16 protein-coding genes, 4 tRNA genes and 1 pseudogene are annotated in these 17,211 nt (G+C 40.7%); 3 read left to right on the forward strand and 18 right to left on the reverse strand.

From position 1 onward, the window contains the following. The first annotated feature begins 114 nt into the window (after nt 1–114). The 3 genes and pseudogenes from BTA30_RS05185 to BTA30_RS05195 form a co-directional block, all read left to right on the forward strand. A complete protein-coding gene (locus BTA30_RS05185; RefSeq protein ID WP_076760086.1) occupies nt 115–1,752 on the forward strand; it encodes a DUF2075 domain-containing protein in 1,638 nt (545 codons plus the stop codon). A 2-nt stretch (nt 1,753–1,754) separates the two neighbouring features. Beyond that, nucleotides 1,755–2,066, forward strand: a complete 312-nt coding sequence (locus BTA30_RS05190; protein WP_076760088.1) for a nucleotide pyrophosphohydrolase — start codon at nt 1,755–1,757, stop codon at nt 2,064–2,066. Between the two features lie 282 nt (nt 2,067–2,348). Next, a pseudogene (locus tag BTA30_RS05195) lies at nt 2,349–2,696 on the forward strand (ATP-binding cassette domain-containing protein); the annotation flags it as partial. Here the strand turns inward: BTA30_RS05195 and BTA30_RS05200 are convergent. The 18 genes from BTA30_RS05200 to BTA30_RS05290 form a co-directional block, all read right to left on the reverse strand. Then, a complete protein-coding gene (locus tag BTA30_RS05200; RefSeq protein WP_076760090.1) occupies nt 2,665–4,608 on the reverse strand; it encodes a hypothetical protein in 1,944 nt (647 codons plus the stop codon). The pseudogene BTA30_RS05195 and the gene BTA30_RS05200 sit on opposite strands and share 32 nt — an antisense overlap. 148 nt (nt 4,609–4,756) lie before the next feature. Beyond that, nucleotides 4,757–5,236 carry a 23S rRNA (pseudouridine(1915)-N(3))-methyltransferase RlmH gene (rlmH, locus tag BTA30_RS05205; RefSeq protein ID WP_076760093.1) on the reverse strand — a complete coding sequence of 160 codons (480 nt, stop codon included), beginning with the start codon at nt 5,234–5,236 and terminating at the stop codon, nt 4,757–4,759. An 80-nt stretch (nt 5,237–5,316) separates the two neighbouring features. Further along, nucleotides 5,317–5,475 carry a CxxH/CxxC protein gene (locus BTA30_RS05210; RefSeq protein WP_003177948.1) on the reverse strand — a complete coding sequence of 53 codons (159 nt, stop codon included), beginning with the start codon at nt 5,473–5,475 and terminating at the stop codon, nt 5,317–5,319. Between the two features lie 195 nt (nt 5,476–5,670). Continuing rightward, the gene (locus BTA30_RS05215) at nt 5,671–6,147 is read right to left on the reverse strand and encodes a hypothetical protein (RefSeq protein WP_076760096.1); all 477 of its coding nucleotides are present in this window, start codon (nt 6,145–6,147) and stop codon (nt 5,671–5,673) included. A 420-nt stretch (nt 6,148–6,567) separates the two neighbouring features. Next, nucleotides 6,568–7,086 (reverse strand): GNAT family N-acetyltransferase, encoded by a 519-nt coding sequence (locus tag BTA30_RS05220; protein WP_076760098.1) that lies wholly within the window; start codon nt 7,084–7,086, stop codon nt 6,568–6,570. A 30-nt stretch (nt 7,087–7,116) separates the two neighbouring features. Further along, a complete protein-coding gene (locus tag BTA30_RS05225; RefSeq protein WP_076760101.1) occupies nt 7,117–7,587 on the reverse strand; it encodes a hypothetical protein in 471 nt (156 codons plus the stop codon). Nucleotides 7,588–7,843: 256 nt separating this feature from the next. Then, a complete protein-coding gene (locus BTA30_RS05230; protein WP_076760104.1) occupies nt 7,844–8,698 on the reverse strand; it encodes an SAM hydrolase/SAM-dependent halogenase family protein in 855 nt (284 codons plus the stop codon). Nucleotides 8,699–9,034: 336 nt separating this feature from the next. Further along, the gene (locus tag BTA30_RS05235; protein WP_076760106.1) at nt 9,035–10,249 is read right to left on the reverse strand and encodes a S1C family serine protease; all 1,215 of its coding nucleotides are present in this window, start codon (nt 10,247–10,249) and stop codon (nt 9,035–9,037) included. An 82-nt stretch (nt 10,250–10,331) separates the two neighbouring features. Further along, on the reverse strand, nt 10,332–11,126 hold the full coding sequence (locus tag BTA30_RS05240; protein ID WP_076760108.1) for an MBL fold metallo-hydrolase: 795 nt from the start codon (nt 11,124–11,126) through the stop codon (nt 10,332–10,334). Between the two features lie 14 nt (nt 11,127–11,140). After that, nucleotides 11,141–11,989: a two-component system regulatory protein YycI gene (locus BTA30_RS05245; protein WP_076760110.1), complete on the reverse strand. Its 849-nt coding sequence runs from the start codon at nt 11,987–11,989 to the stop codon at nt 11,141–11,143. After that, the gene (locus BTA30_RS05250) at nt 11,976–13,343 is read right to left on the reverse strand and encodes a YycH family regulatory protein (RefSeq protein ID WP_076760111.1); all 1,368 of its coding nucleotides are present in this window, start codon (nt 13,341–13,343) and stop codon (nt 11,976–11,978) included. The genes BTA30_RS05245 and BTA30_RS05250 overlap by 14 nt, the downstream gene beginning before the upstream one ends. Then, a complete protein-coding gene (gene walK / locus BTA30_RS05255) occupies nt 13,333–15,177 on the reverse strand; it encodes a cell wall metabolism sensor histidine kinase WalK (RefSeq protein WP_076760112.1) in 1,845 nt (614 codons plus the stop codon). The genes BTA30_RS05250 and walK overlap by 11 nt, the downstream gene beginning before the upstream one ends. A 7-nt stretch (nt 15,178–15,184) precedes the next feature. After that, nucleotides 15,185–15,892: a cell wall metabolism DNA-binding response regulator WalR gene (gene walR / locus BTA30_RS05260; protein ID WP_076760115.1), complete on the reverse strand. Its 708-nt coding sequence runs from the start codon at nt 15,890–15,892 to the stop codon at nt 15,185–15,187. Nucleotides 15,893–16,288: 396 nt separating this feature from the next. Beyond that, a tRNA-Phe gene (locus tag BTA30_RS05270) sits at nt 16,289–16,361 on the reverse strand. Between the two features lie 17 nt (nt 16,362–16,378). After that, nucleotides 16,379–16,455: transfer RNA gene (locus BTA30_RS05275), tRNA-Asp, on the reverse strand. A gap of 89 nt (nt 16,456–16,544) precedes the next feature. Continuing rightward, nucleotides 16,545–16,616: transfer RNA gene (locus BTA30_RS05280), tRNA-Glu, on the reverse strand. 8 nt (nt 16,617–16,624) lie between these two features. Further along, nucleotides 16,625–16,700 (reverse strand) — tRNA-Lys (locus BTA30_RS05285). 92 nt (nt 16,701–16,792) lie between these two features. Further along, nucleotides 16,793–17,206, reverse strand: coding sequence for an NUDIX domain-containing protein (locus BTA30_RS05290; protein WP_076760121.1), 414 nt, complete (start codon nt 17,204–17,206; stop codon nt 16,793–16,795). Nucleotides 17,207–17,211: the final 5 nt, after the last annotated feature.

Genomic DNA, 17,211 nt, shown 5'->3' on the forward strand with positions numbered 1-17,211 from the left:
AAAAACGTTGATTTTTCGGACCTTTCCTCCGGAAGATATTTGCAAACTTATATAAATAGGCTACCATAAATATGGTACTATTATTTTAAAAAAGAGATTCAGAGGCTAAAAACAATGAATGAACTTGTGTTTGAAAAGAGAGAATTTACTCCAGACCATGTGAATGTTGTAAAAGCAATGCATATAAATAACTATCCGATTCTGTATATTCTTTATAATGAGAAAAAGAAACCGACTGCATATATTGGGCAAACGGTTCAAGCTGCACGGCGTTTGAAGAATCATATAGATGATAAAAAGCGAAAAAGTTTGAATCGCTTTATTTTAATCGGCCATGAGAAATTTCATCAGTCTGCGACGTACAATATCGAGTCGAATCTAATTAACTATTTTATCGCCGATAACCGCTATCAGCTTCAAAACGTGAGCCAGACCAGGTCTAGGGAAATGCACAATTACTATCAGAAACCCTTTTATAATGAAGAGATCTTTCAAGTCATTTGGGAGAAACTTAGAGAAGAGAAAATTGTCAGCGATCCCCTTGAAAATCTTAGGAACAAAGACATTTATAAACTATCTCCCTATAAAGAGCTCTCGCCTCAGCAGCTTGATATAAAAAATAAGATCCTTGATTTCTGTAAAGAACATATACAAAAAGAAGGAAATCATGTCATTGTTATTGAAGGAGACGCCGGCACAGGTAAAAGTGTCTTATTAAGCTCTCTGTTTAATACGATTCAAGATTCGGCTAACAGCGAAGACCCTTTTTTGGGAGAAACAGATAATTACTTGCTGGTAAACCACAGCGAAATGCTGAAGACTTATAAAAGCATCGCCAACAGCTTACCGAATTTGAAGAAAAAGAGTCTCATGAAGCCAACACCATTTATTAACGAGAAAACAAAGACGGGAGCAACAGCGGATATCGTATTAGTAGACGAAGCTCACCTGCTTCTGACAAAGGAAGATTCTTATAACCATTTCCGCTACCAAAACCAGCTGGATGAGATCATTAAGCGAAGTAAAATCACTGTTGTGATCTTTGATCCAAAACAAGTCCTAAAGATTAAAAGTTATTGGAACGAAAGATTGCTCGAAGAAATCATCAATCAGTATGATGCGAAAACCGTAAAACTTACAGACCAAATGAGAATGAACGCCAATCCAGAAACGATGAAGTGGATTGACGGCTTTGTTGAAAAGAAAATTCTTTCTTTGCCGACTGAAGACTCCTCCTTCCAGCTTAAAATATTCGAAGATGCTGCTGCGTTTAAAAAGGCTATTGAACGTAAAAATAACAAAGACGGGCTCTCTCGGATTGTCTCGACCTTTGATTATTTACATAAAAAAGATAAAAAGACTTACATTGTTGATGAAGAAGGGATTAACATGCCCTGGAACAGCACCCAGGATAAAGTGACATGGGCCGAAAACCCGAATTCTATTAAAGAAGTCGGCTCCATTTATACCGTTCAAGGGTTTGATCTAAATTACGTCGGCGTCGTTCTCGGCCCTTCCGTAAGCTATGATGAAGACAACGACGAACTAGTAATTGATACTTCTAAATACAAAGATACAGGGGCATTCATTTCTCGTACAGATTTGTCGCCAGAAAAGAATGGACAAATCAAAGAACAAATCATCTTAAATTCAATAAATGTCCTGATGAAACGGGGCATACACGGCCTCTATATTTATGCGACAGACCATAAATTAAGAAAGAGACTACTCGAGTTAGAAAGGGGAAAATGATCATGAATGATATCCAAAGCCTAATCAACGCAATCAACGAATTCAGAGATGAACGAAACTGGAGACAATACCATAACCCAAAAGACCTCGCCATCTCAATCTCTATCGAAGCAGCCGAGCTGCTCGAAGACTTCCAATGGATCAGCAGTGAAGAAGCACTCAAAACCAATAAAGAAAACATCCGTGAAGAAATCGCGGATGTTTTAATCTACTCATTCATGTTATGTAACGATCTTGGACTGGATGTCAAAGAGATTGTGGAAGAGAAGATTGTGAAGAATGGGAGGAAGTATCCGGTTAAAAATAATGGTTAAGACTCTCCTTTTAAGTAGAGAGAGCTTCTTTCACAATTGAAGACCGCTCTCTCTATCTCCATGATGCGTTGATTATTATGGCGCTCTGCTCGGTTATCTTACCGTAATCCCCCTACTTCATTTGCTTTAACCCCCTTCGATTCTTTCTGCACCGTTCGCTAGCTTCCTGTTATATTTAAAAAAATGACATTTGTCATCCGATTTTCATGACATCACTTACTAAAATCCGCCTCCCTCAGCTTATACAATGAAATGAGTAAATCAGGAGGTGGTTGGTAAGCCATGAGCAATGTTGTGAGCTTGATGAATGTGACAAAGACATTTCGCCAAAAAACGGCGGTTGATCAGATAGGTTTTTCAATTAAAAAAGGAGAAATTGTAGCCATTCTAGGGCCAAACGGAGCCGGGAAAACAACAACGATTTCAATGATATTGGGGCTGTTAAAACCGACGGCAGGCAACATCACATTATTCGATTCCATGCCGCATGAAAAACGGGTGCGTGAAAAAAGCGGCACGATGCTCCAAGAAGTCAGCGTCATGCCTGGTTTGCGTGCAGGTGAAATCATTGAACTCATCCGGAGCTACTGTTTTCATATTAATTACCCTCAACCTTCGCTGTGCAAAGATCATCATTTATCTTTATCATAATCGTTATTAATAATCTAAGAGCATGCAGATAATTCACATAATGCTCATTTTCATTCTCATAGCCAGAAGATGTACCATGTAAATACTTGTTCCTCAAGTCATATCCATTGATAAAATTTCTTTTATTCAGATAGTAATCTATATAATCAGATTCTTGCCTTGTTAATAATGTATTTTCAGAAACTAAAGCTCTTTCATTTAATAACTTATCAACCTCTTGCTTTAGAGCATTAGATAGCTTACTAGTTACAACTACACCGTTTATATGGATATAATAATATATAAGTGTTCGATTCCTATTGACCAACACTACTTCATTATCGTCGTTTAACGTTACATAATCATTTTCAACAAGCCAATCAAAAGACGATTTTTGATAGTCCTCTATGTCATGTAAATACAGCTTATCAGCATCCAACCTTTCAAAGAGCGTATTATATTGACTATCACCATAATTCGGGAAATAAGTAATATTACTTTGGTCAGAAAACATAATACTTCTCAATATTCTAGCCTCATCATTATTTGGCGCTATATACACGTATCTGTCATTTGTCATGCTTGGGCATTCAGAAAATGGCAAAGGCTTGCTTTCCATTTGTACAAGCTCTTCATCAATGTAACCATCCTCTAAATAAAACTTATACTTCTTGATTATGCTTTCAATAGTTGGAAATATAGATTTGCACTTTTCAAAATTCGGATTATCTATAGGCGGTAGCTTAATGTTGAAGTCCTCAATATAGAATTCCTCTTTTAGATAAACCTTGAAGAACCATTCAATTATTGCTTCTAAATCTTTGTTTTTACTCTTTAAAAATGAACAATATACATGCATTTGTGCTAAGGATAAAGATTCTCTTATTGAGAAAGTTGTACAGGTCTTGTATTCTTTTTCATGAGCAAAACCAAATCTTTCAAAAATACTTGCATATATTTCATTATATGGGAATTTAGAGACCATATCATTATTTACGAACTCAAATATGTATATAAAGTTGTTCAATAATGTTGGGTTATCAAGATTTGATTCTAACCATTCTTTATCAACTTCTGTTCCAACTTTACTTAATGTGAAATGTTGCTTTACAGTACCCTCTACATTTTCTTTGAACTCGACTACTATATCCGTTCCCTGCCCACTACCATCTTTAAAGAGTTCTCTCTCAAGTCTTTCGCTTACTCTTTTCGCTTTCAGTTTAACTCTAGTATCCAAAGCAAACTCTTTCGTATTCTGTACATTACTAAGAAGCCTGGTGTAATTTAAATTAGGCTTGTCTAAATCTATATAGGTGCTAATAATCTGCTCTTTATCTTCTATAGTTAATGATTGTGGCAAATAAGATTCCTCTCGTTCGCTCCTATGCTTTAATAAATATTTATCCAAAAGTAAATTTGTACTTCCTTCTGGATAAATAAGCATGTATTCTCTTAATTCCACATCATATTTCATCACAAGTTTATATTGCTTAAATATTTGCCATGCAAATACATCAAGTTTATCAAGAAACATCTTAAATCTGCTTTCTGTAATATCACTCAACTTTCTCTTTTCTATTATTTCCCAAAAGGATTCCTTATACCTGAAATCTACCTCTTCATATTCAGCTAATATGTCTGAATGCTGATTGATATATTTACCTACTAACGAATCAGCTATACCATTTTTTTCTTTAATCCATTCCTCTTTATCTTCACCAAGATATAATAGGAACGTATCGTCCTTCACATACTTGATTATATTATATAATTCTAAAGCATCATTGATATTCTCTATTGCAAGACCTATCGCCAACTCCTCATAAACTTCTTTAGCCTTATCTAGCATATATCCTTTTGCCAAATCTGGCCCTTTGTAGTACTCCACACCTCTATATCTTTTTTTTACCATGCTTCCCTCTTCTTTCTTTAATTTTAATATTCTTTTACAAACTCCTACGTTGCCTTCTCTTTTGATTTCCAAAGTCGAATCGGGAAGATTCTTTTTTCGTCATTACTGTTCCTATTAGCAAATAAATTCTTTGCCAAAAAAACCTCATTTACTTATGGTACGGCTCCCCCCGATTAATCCGAAACGCCCGATATACCTGCTCCAGCAAAATCAGCCTCATCAGCTGATGAGGGAACGTCATCCTCGAAAACGACAGCTTCTCATCCGCGCGCTTCAAGACGGCGTCGCTCAAGCCTAGGGAGCCGCCGATGACGAAGGTTACCTTGCTCTTTCCATATGTGGCGAGTCTATCCATATTATCGGCTAATTCTTCCGAACTTTTCATTTTTCCTTCGATTGCCAGGGCGATGACGTGGGCGTCGGGGCTGATTTTGGAGAGAATTCGTTCGCCTTCTTTGTCTTTGACGATTTTCATGTCTTGTTCGCTTAAGTTTTCCGGCGCTTTTTCGTCGGGCAGTTCGATGATCTCGACTTTTGCATATGCCGAAAGCCGTTTGATGTATTCGTCGATTCCTTGTTTTAAATATTTTTCTTTCAGTTTTCCGATTGCTACGATTGATATATTCACAGGTCATCCCCACTTTAAGAACAAGTTATTCATATGCATTATCCACAACTGTGGATAAAGATTGTGTATTTTGTGTCCGATCATTCGTTCCCCACTATATATACCGCAGGCTTATCACACAATTCACAGGTTGTGGATAAACTGTGTGTATGTTCGATTTTTCTGATTTCCGGGGCCAATTCTTCCTCATCTACATACATGTCGATGACGGTTTCAATATGTTCCTCGCAAGACTTCATAAAAGTCCCTCCAATATCTGTATCATTGGGCTCTTTTATCAAAAAGCTCCTTATCCAATATACCCTATTTATGCACATGTTAATAGGTTTTATCCTTCTTTAGCTTATTTATCCACAGGTAAAATGATTTCTCTGGATAACTTATTTTATCCTCAAAATAAAAAGCAATGACCGCTAAAGTCAATGCTTCACACTTTATACCGCTTTTCTTGTCTCATCAAGTCCGGCTGCAGAAATATGCTTGTTCATGATGTGCTGTAAATAAGATATGTTGAACAAGAAGGTCCATAATCCATTTATCTTTAAGCGATTCCTCTGAAAAGCCTTTCGAATTCTAAAGCTGCTGAATATGTTGACGGAGCAGAATAGAAGAAATGAGAACTGCGGCAAAAAACTGCGCTCCGGATGCAGAGGGAGAAGCAGGATATGATGATACGGCAAAGGATCTCCTAAAGATAAAAATGATACCCAGAATGACTCAAGTATTGTAAAAGCAAATAAGAGCACCGTTACTTTAATTGCAACATACGGAAGTTTGATCCGGCATTTTTCAAGCGCTTGTCTTCTTGAAAGAAACCAATATGGGATATACATTCCAAAAGTTGAGATCGTTAATAAAATGGCTGATATGACCTTCAGTCTCGGAAAGTCTCCTAATCGTTCTTCATTCATTGTTAAACACTTCTTTCTTTAAATACATTGGCTTTCCAGATTATTCTTTACATCTATACTTTTCCACTTTCCTTAACAAAAGGTACTATAAAGCAATTGATAAATCAAAACCAGTCCAAGTTATAAAATGGAATAATTTTAGGTATATTTATTCTTTTTTTTGATAGTGATAAATAAAACAGGCCTTTTAGATCGATTCTTATTTCATGTTTATTTTTCGGAAACTGACAATCAATAGGTCATTGATCGTCATATTTTTTACTTTGTAATATTATATTTTGCTTTTTGTAACATAAAGTGATTCATTATGATCATTTTGTCTTTTTTTCGTTATGTTTCAGCAGCTTTAAATAGGAATAAAGGACTTGCCGTTTCCCGGCATGAAAAAGGATCAAAGCTTTAAAAGCTTTGATCCTTTCTTTAGAGCCGCTTGCTCATTTGCAAATCAGTGATCTCAAAATCCATCTTTTCATATAGGCGCTTTGCCGTTTTATTATGGGCAAATACATGAAGGGACAGTTTTTTGATTCCCAGCTGCTGCGCCTCTTCTTCCAACGCTTTTAAAGCCTGCTGGCCGTTTCCCTGTCCGCGGTATGCTTCATAAAGTCCAAAATCATAAATGAACGCTTCTTTTTGGGGGTGATGCGGATCAGCGTAGATCCAAAGCCAGCCGATAACGTCCTTGTTGTCATTCACGATCGACCAAAGGTAATGATTGATGGTCGCAGTTCCGTCCGGCAATAGCGATTTAAACTGTTCTTCCGACTTCTCCAGAGCATCCGCCACCGTCCATGTGCCCGCTTTTACTTTTTCAATGGCGTAATGTTCGATTGAGTATGTTTGATAGGTTCTAAAATCTTCTTGTGACATCGGAGTCAGAAGAATCGCCGGCTTTTTTCTTTGTTTATTCAAGTCTATTTTTAATTTCGGCTTCAACATCAATTTGTACTTCACTTCCTTGTTTGTTCATTACGAAGCTCTTGTTAAATATTCGTGTTTTGGTTCAGAGAGTTTATTGATTCTGTGCTGAATGTATACGACATTTAAAAGAAACGCCAAGACAGAGCCTTTTGCAGGTTCCTTTCCTGAGAGCTTATTTAAAGAAGCCGTCACGACAAGCGCACAGTAAATCAGAACGCCTACGGACAAGATCAAAATGATTCTGTCCATCAGTATGTAGAGGCTGTAGTGTATCTCCGAAAATGTGATTGCAGCTGATATTCTCATTGGGATAGAAAATAAATGATAAAATATAATTGCTTTTAACGTGGTGTAGGGAATATCATGATAAGGCAGCAAATCGAAGCTTTTTTTTCTGGACAGAAACCAGTATGGGATGTAAATCCCCAGAGTGACAAGACACAGTACAAAAACGGACATTATACTTTTGTTTTTCTCATTAGACAGCGTTTTCACGGCCATTTGCAATTTGTCGTTCATATCATTCCTCCGGATATTCTTTTTCCAAACAAATGAATTGAATGAATATTTTCATAATAGCGGCACACCCCACCAATATATTCTTTTCTCGGATGTTAGACAATAAGTCTTATGTACTAAGATGACATTTGACCCATTTTTTGAAGTTTTCCCTCTCTTCTTGATCAGCTGAAAAAATTGTTTTTTGATTTTTTATGAAATTAGAACGACAAAAAAACAACCTGGATTCCTTCCAAGTTGTTACATAACGGTTTTATCAATGTTTTGACTTCTTTTTGCGAAGTGAAATCCGCCACTTGATTCCAGTTCCAATATGGTGCGCCTCTGCAAAAGATCCCTGATTGACTGCAATGCCTAAATTGTCTAATGAGTTGACATACACAAGCGGTTTGCCCACTGATATATCGGCAAATGAACGTACAAATGGAATGATTTGGCGGTAAATTTCGATATCATTATTCATAATGACGGCTTCTAAGGCATCACCGTAATGAATCTTTAATGTTTTGAAAAGTGTCCGGCTGATATTCGTCCAAAGATTCCCGAAGCGTATATCTAAAATATCAATCGTTCCTGTTATCCACTCATTTTCTATGTAAGCGTCCATGACAGGGAGTGTAATCAGAGAATCCAGAGAAATTTCCGGGCCGATCTGCTCGAAGCAAATGCCGCCGGCTGCAAGCCTGGCTCCGGTAAATGCGTATATATCACGGCCATGAAACGTGTGTGATTCACCTGATCTCGGAAGCCTGTTTTGCACTTCGTCGAGCTGGCGGGCTTCGGCGATGCCGTTTTGCCGGCTGATATGGGTGAGTGTACCGTTGTCCGGTGTGATGATATATTGATTTGTTGAGGTTCTGACTGCAATGCTTTTCCGCTCTGAGCCGACACCAGGGTCGACGACGGACACAAATACCGTTCCTTCAGGCCAATAAGAAACGGATTGCAGCAGCCGATATGAAGCTTCCCAAATGTGAAAGACAGGGATATTATGCGTTAAATCGAAAATCCGGATCGAACTGTCAACCGAATAGGCCACTCCGTACATGGCATTGACCGCCCCGTCGTCAATGCCAAAATCCGACTGTAACACTAGTGCATGCTGACTCATCCCATCTCCCTTTCCATCCTGATTTCATAAAGCCTTCCATAACGCTCTCATTAAATCGGTATCGGCATGGGGACTCGTTCCCATGTCGAAATATTAAGATCATCATACAGTACGAAGAAGTGAAACGCAATACGGCCGCTTGTCCATTTCTTCTTAATCATTGCTTTTTAAAGACTTGAAATGATAAATTGCTTAAGCAAAAAACGATAGTTGAGTCTTCCGCCCTCTTATTTTGCTGTTAAAAAACTGTTTTTAGCGCTTTGACGAAATTCTTTGACCAGATCATAATGAACACATACAAAAACAGCCTGGCTGCATACGCCAGACTGCTTTTGATCAACTGCCCAATTTGGATAGCGACAGTTTCACTTCTGTCGTTTTCTCTTTGCCGCTGCGCAGATATTTTATTTTGACTGTATCGCCGACATGCTTGGTATAAAGCTTTTTGCGCAGATCAACGATATCGTATACTCGGTCGCCGTCAAATTCAACGATCACATCAAGCTCTTTCAGCCCCGCTTTTCCTGCAGGCGACACTGGCTGCACTCCCATCACAACAACACCTGAAGTCACATTGCTCGGCAGTTTAAGCGTTTCCTGCCAATGATAGCTGGCGATGTCACCAAGTGACTTCATCTCGATTCCGAGGTACGGACGTCTGACTTCGCCGTATTTTTCTAAATCATCAATAACCGGAATCGCAAGGTTTGCTGGTATGCTCAGTCCGATTCCTTCAACGGCCGATTCTGCAATCTTCATCGAATTGATGCCGATTACTTTTCCATCAATATTAAACAGCCCGCCTCCGCTGTTTCCCGGGTTGATAGCGGCATCTGTCTGCAAAACCTCTGCATTCCAGTCCGGCTGCCCGTCTCCATTCGAATCGACGGGTACAGCCCGTTCGGTTCCCGATATGATACCTTGTGTGACAGACCCCGAGAACTGCAGACCGAGCGGATTTCCAATCGCAATAACCGGTTCACCCGTTTTGACTTTATCGGAGTTCCCAAAATCAGCAGCCGCTTTTATTTTATTGCTGTTGACTTGCAGAACGGCAAGATCCATCAGCTTGTCGCTGCCGATCAGCTTTGCAGGAATTCTTGTCCCGTCATTCAAGCTGACTTCAATTTGAGATGCTCCTTCAATCACATGGTGGTTTGTCACAATATGGGATGTTGCGCCGTTCTTTTTGTAAATGACACCTGAGCCGGTTCCCGCTTCACTGTCCTCATCCCAAACCCCTGTTTTTTGGATATTGATGACGCCGACAACGGAATCCGATACTTTGGAGACGACTTGAGTCACCTCATTATTCACATTGACGGAAACATTACGAACAGCACCGCCTTGTTCAGCCGCCCTCTGTCCTCCCCGCGACTCAATCACTTGGAGGCTGTATGGCAGCATCCCCTGTTCTGACAGATAAGGCAGTGCAAAAACTGTTAGCAGGGCGCCGATCACAGCACCGATCAAACTTGAAAATAAAAAGCTTCTCCAATTTCTTTGCGGCTTTTCCCGAACGTATTTTTCCTCATCATGATTAAACTCCACTATATTCAAATCCTTTCAAGGAACGATATATGTATATAGTGTGGATCATATGCCGCCAGAATAATCACTGATTCAGGAAAATTCACACCGCTGCAAGAGGTGTTGGCTTTTTGGGATCTGTATCGAATAAATCAAACGTTTCTCCAGCTAGCAAACCCTTAGCTGCAAGGGTTTGCTGAACTGACATTCTAGCCAGTTCCTTCATATTGTTATCCTGGCTTAAATGGGCTAAGTAAATGCGAGACGTCTCATCTCCGATTACATCTGTCATAGCCAGTGCTGCGTCTTCATTTGACACGTGGCCGATGTCGCTTAAAATTCGACGCTTAATGTTCCATGGATAACGGCCCATTTGCAGCATACCCACATCGTGATTGCTCTCAAAGACAAAGGCATTGGCTGATCGAATAATGCCTTTCATTCTGTCGCTGACATAGCCGGTATCCGTAATCAGCGCAAGCTTTCGTCCATTGTAATGAAACACGTAGAACATCGGCTCTGCGGCATCATGGGAGACGCCAAAAGATTCAACATCAAGGGAACCGAACGATTTTACCGATTCCATTGGAAATACGAATTTTTGGCCGCTGTCTATTTTACCGATATGCCCTTCCATCGCCGTCCACGTTTTCTCATTGGCATAGACGGGCAGCTCATATTTTCTTGCCAGCACGCCGAGACCTTTAATATGATCACTGTGCTCATGAGTGACAAAAATACCGTCGAGCTTGTCCAAATGGCGGTCAATCTGCGCCATCAGCCCTTCGATTGCCTTCCCGCTAAGTCCTGCGTCAACTAGAAAAGCGTGGTCATCGGTTTCCAAATAAAATGCATTTCCGGTACTCCCGCTCGCAAGTACGCTAAATTGCAGGCTCATGGTTTCTCACTCCATTATGATTTTTCCTTTTTCTCCTGTGTTTGAAGAACAGCGCCGTCCCGTGCATCCACGATAAATTCTTCATGTATCGTTTTGTCGTCCGTTTTGCGCTGGATTTCGATTCTCCAGACCGGCACGAAAATCTGTGCGCTTGCCAAAGGATACTGCGTGAAATATCCAAGCTCAGCGGATTTAATTTTGCTGTACTTCTTCAGATAATCCGGGTAGTATAAAGCTTCAACCGCACCGACTGCAGAAATCAGATTTTCTGTTTTGACTTCTTTTATTTCTTGCAGCATTGACTGCTTATAGGAAACGACTTCGTTTTTATCATTGAAATAAAGAACGACTTCGCCCATTTCATTGTTGGCATTATTCTGCCGATCCTGAAAAATGTAATTTCCGTTATAAGTTTGGAAGAAGATGATCTGATTTTGAGCCTTATCGATCTTCCAGAACTTATACTTGCTGCCGTCAATGATCTCCTGGTTGACGATTTCCCTTGCCTTTGTCTTGATATCCGTTTTCGGAAGTGCAATGGGTTTGTCAAATTCCATTTTTATTTCTGTCACAGGGTCACCTTTTGACATGTTCATTAACGGTTTCGGCTTTTGTCCTTTTAACGATTTAATTTCGCTCTCTTTAAAGATCCTCTTTTGCGCAGAGATTGAGGAGCCTTTTGAAGACTCCTTAGACAAATTACCATAAGAAATATGGTCAGCTTTCATATCTTCCTGCAGCGTCGATTTTTCTAAAATCGGGAACTGGTTGATTCTTCGCTTATCAAAGTATTGAAACGCCAAAAAGATATCCAGGATGAGGAAGACGATGATAAAGATCGTTTTTGTCCTATTCCACTCCACTTTCAACGCCCTCCTTCACCGCTGCATCCTTCTTCGAAACCGGCTGCATTGTGCCGTTTATTTTAATGCACCATGTCGGCACCAGTTTAACAAGCGGGTCTTGTTCCTCTGATACTGAAACCATTTCATAAGCGGGGAAAATTTGTTCAATCTTGTCAAAGCTGTACTCTTCATTCTCTTTCAAGTACTTAATCAATTCGGCTCCACTCATGATTTCTTTATCTTTTTTGCTGACTGGATTTGCATTCGCCCCCAAGACATATGTCGGGTGTTTATAATCCAAGATGTCATTGTTTGCCCAGCGAAGCTCAATAGATGTTGTTCCAAAAGGCTGCCTTTGGCTGTTTACGACCGGCAGCTGATCCATGAATAAGTTAAAGTTGACCTGTTGATTTTCATTCAAGCCGAAAAACTGATAATCGTCCGTCCAGCTTCCTGTATCATTTAAATACTTAAAGCTTTTATTGATCAGCTCTCCATTTTGATAGGAGGAACTCGGCTCCAAATTGCGATGCTGGAACTTAACCTCTCTGTTGTTTGAGTAAACCTCCAAAAGGCTTGTTCCATCCGAATATACGGGCCTGTTTAAGTTCGTTTCCTGCCGTACGGTTTGAGGATCATCAAATAATGCCTTTTTAAAACTCGTCGGGCTGATTGTTTCTGTGAAAAATTCTTTTTCAGACATCTTCAGCCGTTTTACCGGAAGCAGAACATCTCTTCTTGAGTTGATTTGATAATCTTTATAAAGAGGCATCTGCGCTTTTTCTTTATCGATGTCTGAAAGAATGTTTCGGTAATTTGCCGATTCAATTACCGATTCAACAACCGTTTCTTTACTAAAGGAGACAAAATAAATCTTTTTCGTACCGCTTCCTCCATTGAAAGGAAGAACAATTCGGTCAAACGAGTTATATTCATAAGAATTTGCAGACCATTTAAACAGCGGCTGCAACACATCGATTGGAATATTGTCGCTAAAGACGAGATCCAATTTAGACGCGAATTTGTTTTTCGCGTACAGCCAATTTTTAAACTGCTGCTTGTCAAATTCGTCCGAGACGTCTCTCAACGACTTTACTTCCCAGCGGCTCATGTCATCCCAAAGCTGGGAATAGAGTGTCATATCATTCAGCAAATAATGATTCCCATTGTCGTGAATGAACATCTGCTGCGGCTTAACGGCTTCATTTAACAACTTTGTCTGGTTTGTAATCGGCTGTTTATCACTGACTTGTGCCTGTGAATCTTCAACTTTTTCGTAATCTCCCTGCCCCCCCCAAATATTGAAGGTAAAAAGAAGACTGATCAAAATCAAAAGGGACAGTACTACTGTTTTAATTGTCTCACGCTTCATCCCAATCATCCTCTTGTTCTTCCTTATATGGCAAGGTAAATGTTATGGTCGTTCCTTTTCCTTCGATGCTGTCCGCCCAAATGTCGCCGCCATGGGCCTGCACCATTTCTTTTGCGATCGCCAGACCGAGTCCGGTGCCGCCAAGCTTTCTTGTTCTGGCTTTATCCACACGGTAGAAACGTTCGAAAATCTTGTCCATATCCTTTCTCGGAATGCCGACGCCTTCATCCTTCACGCTGATATAAAGCAGCTCCTCTTCTTCATTGACACCAACGGAGAACGTGATATGGCCTCCTTCAGGCGAATATTTCAATGCATTTGAAATGATATTATCCAGCACTTGTGTAATTTTGTCCGGATCCATTTCAACATATAAATCTCTGTCCGGCAGGTGGCTGATAAAATCAACGTGCTGCTCCTTCGTCATTTCAAAGCGCTCAATAATAAGTGAGAAGAAGCGCATAAAAGGGATCCATTCCTTGTTGAATTGATAATCCTTGCTGTCAAACTTTGAAAGCTGCAGCAGGTCGTTGACGAGCCTGATCATCCGCTCCGTTTCATTCTGCGTGACATTTAAGAAACGAGGTGCAATGTTTGGATCCTCCCAAGCGCCTTCCGCAAGCGCTTCTAAATAGCTCCGCATCGTCGTGAGCGGTGTTCTGAGCTCGTGTGAGACATTTGCCACAAACTCTCTGCGCTCTTGGTCAATCTGCTCCTGTTCGGTGACATCGTAAATAACCGCGATTAACCCGTCAATCTTTCCGTGTTCTTTTTGAATCACCGAGAAATTGACGCGCAGCACAGAAGTTCGTTCTTCCTGCTCAATTTCAAGAAGAAGAGATTCCTGCTGCTCGACTAAATCTTCAAACGTATATTCATTCTCAATACCGAGCAATGAGGTGATCGGCATTTCCAGAGCCGTTTCACGTGAAACATTTAAAAGCTCTAAAGCCGGTGAATTTAATAAAATAATGGCACCGTTGCGATTGGTCGCGATAACCCCGTCTGTCATATATGCAATAACAGAGGATAGTTTTCTTCGTTCTCCTTCTGTCATCGATTGGGCTTCCTTCAGCTCTCTCGTTAAATAATTAAAAGTCGTGGCCAGCTGACCGATCTCATCGTTTCCATATTTCCTGACTTTTCTCGAGAAATTCCCTTTTGCCAGCTCAATGGCCTGTTTGCGCATATCTGAAAGCGGATGGGTGATCGTCCGCGCGACAAAAATCCCCAGGAACGCGGTGATCCCAAGCGCAATTAAAGTTCCAGACGCTAAAATCGTATTGATCGTCGTGATTTGCGCATAGACATTATCCATCGAAGCGACAACATAAATGGCCCCGATCGTTTCTTGATTGGTTTTTTTAATCGGTGTGACGGAAATCCGCACTCTGCTGTCCCGCTCCGGATCAAAAAATTTATTTTCATATGGGATACCGACAAGCAATGTTCTTTTTATGATGCCCTCTGTTGTCTTTTTACCGGCTACCTCCCGATTGTACGGATTGGAGGTTGCGATGACTTCATAGCTTTTATCAATCAAGCTGACTTCAAGGATTTCGCCTTCCTTGCTGAAATCATTTAGTATCCGCTCTGCATCGTCTTTCAACGTTGTAGAGGAATCATTGCTTCTGTCCTTCGTCATCTCCTGCTCAAGATAGTACGAGAGGTTGTTCACCCGCTGGTCAAGTGCATCTTTGTAAGATGTCAGGAGGGATTCCTCCATCTGCTTGACAAAGTAGACCCCGATAATCTGCATGGCGACGATGATCAGCAGGACATATATTAAAGTAAACTTAAAGTGGATGGAGCGAAAAAAACCGACTTTATTCATTTGGGCTTTAGTCCTGTTCTGGATTTCTCAAGTAGTAACCGACGCCGCGTCTCGTGACAATCCAGCTTGGGTGGCTCGGATTATCTTCAATTTTTTCACGAAGGCGTCTAACCGTAACGTCAACGGTGCGGACATCTCCAAAGTAGTCATACCCCCACACGGTCTGCAGTAAATGCTCGCGGGTCATGACTTGTCCGATATGTTTTGCAAGGTAGTGCAGAAGCTCAAACTCCCGATGTGTCAGTTCGATTGTTTCATCGCGTTTGGAAACGACATAGGCATCCGGAAAAATAACGAGCGACCCGATTTGAATTTCGTTTGAAGACGTTTCTTCTTCAGCCGGTGTTGCTGTGTTCAGTCTTCTCAGGTTGGCTTTCACCCTGGCCAAAAGTTCACGGGTGCTGAACGGCTTTGTCACATAGTCGTCGGCACCGAGTTCAAGGCCGATGACTTTATCGATTTCTGAATCTTTGGCGGTCAGCATAATGATAGGCATGTCATATTTTTTACGGACTTCACGGCATACTTCCACACCGTCTTTATTGGGAAGCATGATGTCAAGGAGGATTAAATCTGGGTTCAGCTCCTCGACCATTTGCAGCGCCTCATTTCCGTCATAAGCGCAATGGACCTCATAGCCCTCTTTTTTCAGGTTAAACTCTAAAATATCAGCAATCGGCTTTTCATCATCTACAACGAGTATCTTTTTTTCCATTTTGAATTCCTCCTGGTTCAGAATGAGATACAGCACTCATAAAATGCTGTTATGTTTTATATCAAATCGTTTTTAAAATCACATTCATTAAAATAGATTTCTTATACATTATAACGTTAATGCGGCAAAAGTTAAAAAAATAGTTCAAAGGAAAAGGTTTGGACATATCATCCGATCGGGATTTTTTTATTTCTGTCACAACCATTACATTTATGTGACCTTTTTTACTGAAAAATGAAACATTTTTCTGTTTAAAACGTCTATATAGTAACGTCTTCTTCTTCGGCCGGTCCTCCGGCCTCCCTTTTTTTCCTCTCTTCATACACTTCAGTATGTTTCAATTTCACCCTATAAATAAAACGCATCTGCATAATAGACAGACGCGCTTTATTAAAGTGGCTCGGGACGGAATCGAACCGCCGACACACGGATTTTCAGTCCGTTGCTCTACCAACTGAGCTACCGAGCCGAGTATCAAATTTTAAATGGCGGTCCGGACGGGACTCGAACCCGCGACCTCCTGCGTGACAGGCAGGCATTCTAACCAACTGAACTACCGGACCGTATGTTTTTTTACAGTACCTGCTTCGGAAAGGAATCGTGGTCTTCCCGAAGCAAGCGGGGATTTAGCAATAACGCTAAAGTAAATCAATGACCCGTACGGGATTCGAACCCGTGTTACCGCCGTGAAAGGGCGGTGTCTTAACCGCTTGACCAACGGGCCTCGGAAAATGGTGAGCCATGAAGGACTCGAACCTTCGACCCTCTGATTAAAAGTCAGATGCTCTACCAACTGAGCTAATGGCTCTTCATGCTGTCCAAATTCATTTTCGCAACAACGAGATTTATATTATCATAGAACAAACAAAGGTGGCAATATATTTTTTATATTTTTTCTGTTTATTTTTCTCCTTCATGATAATACTCTGCTCCTTCGCTGTTTACCCAGTGCATGATTCCGTGCGGATGAAATACCAACAACAGCCGATTCGCCTCATCTAGAGGCATCCACCTCGCTTCCATAATGTTCTCATCGAATGTGATAGTCTCGGGACGGTCTGTGAACTGTGCTTTAAACACAATAAAATACACGTGCTCGTCATCGATCACCGCTTCATTTAAAGCTAAAATCCCGAGGAGCTCAATGCCGCAGCCCGTTTCTTCCTTCATTTCTCTTGCTGCCGCTTCAGGCAGGGACTCTCCCGCTTCAACCTTGCCGCCCGGCAGCGTCCAAGACTGATTTGTTCTATTTTTGACCATCAGGACTTGCCCGTTCTCTTCTGCGAATGAATAAACGACATCAACGCGCTTCATTTGTT

Origin of the sequence: Bacillus swezeyi, from assembly GCF_001969815.1 — a bacterium.
GTDB lineage: Bacteria > Bacillota > Bacilli > Bacillales > Bacillaceae > Bacillus > Bacillus swezeyi.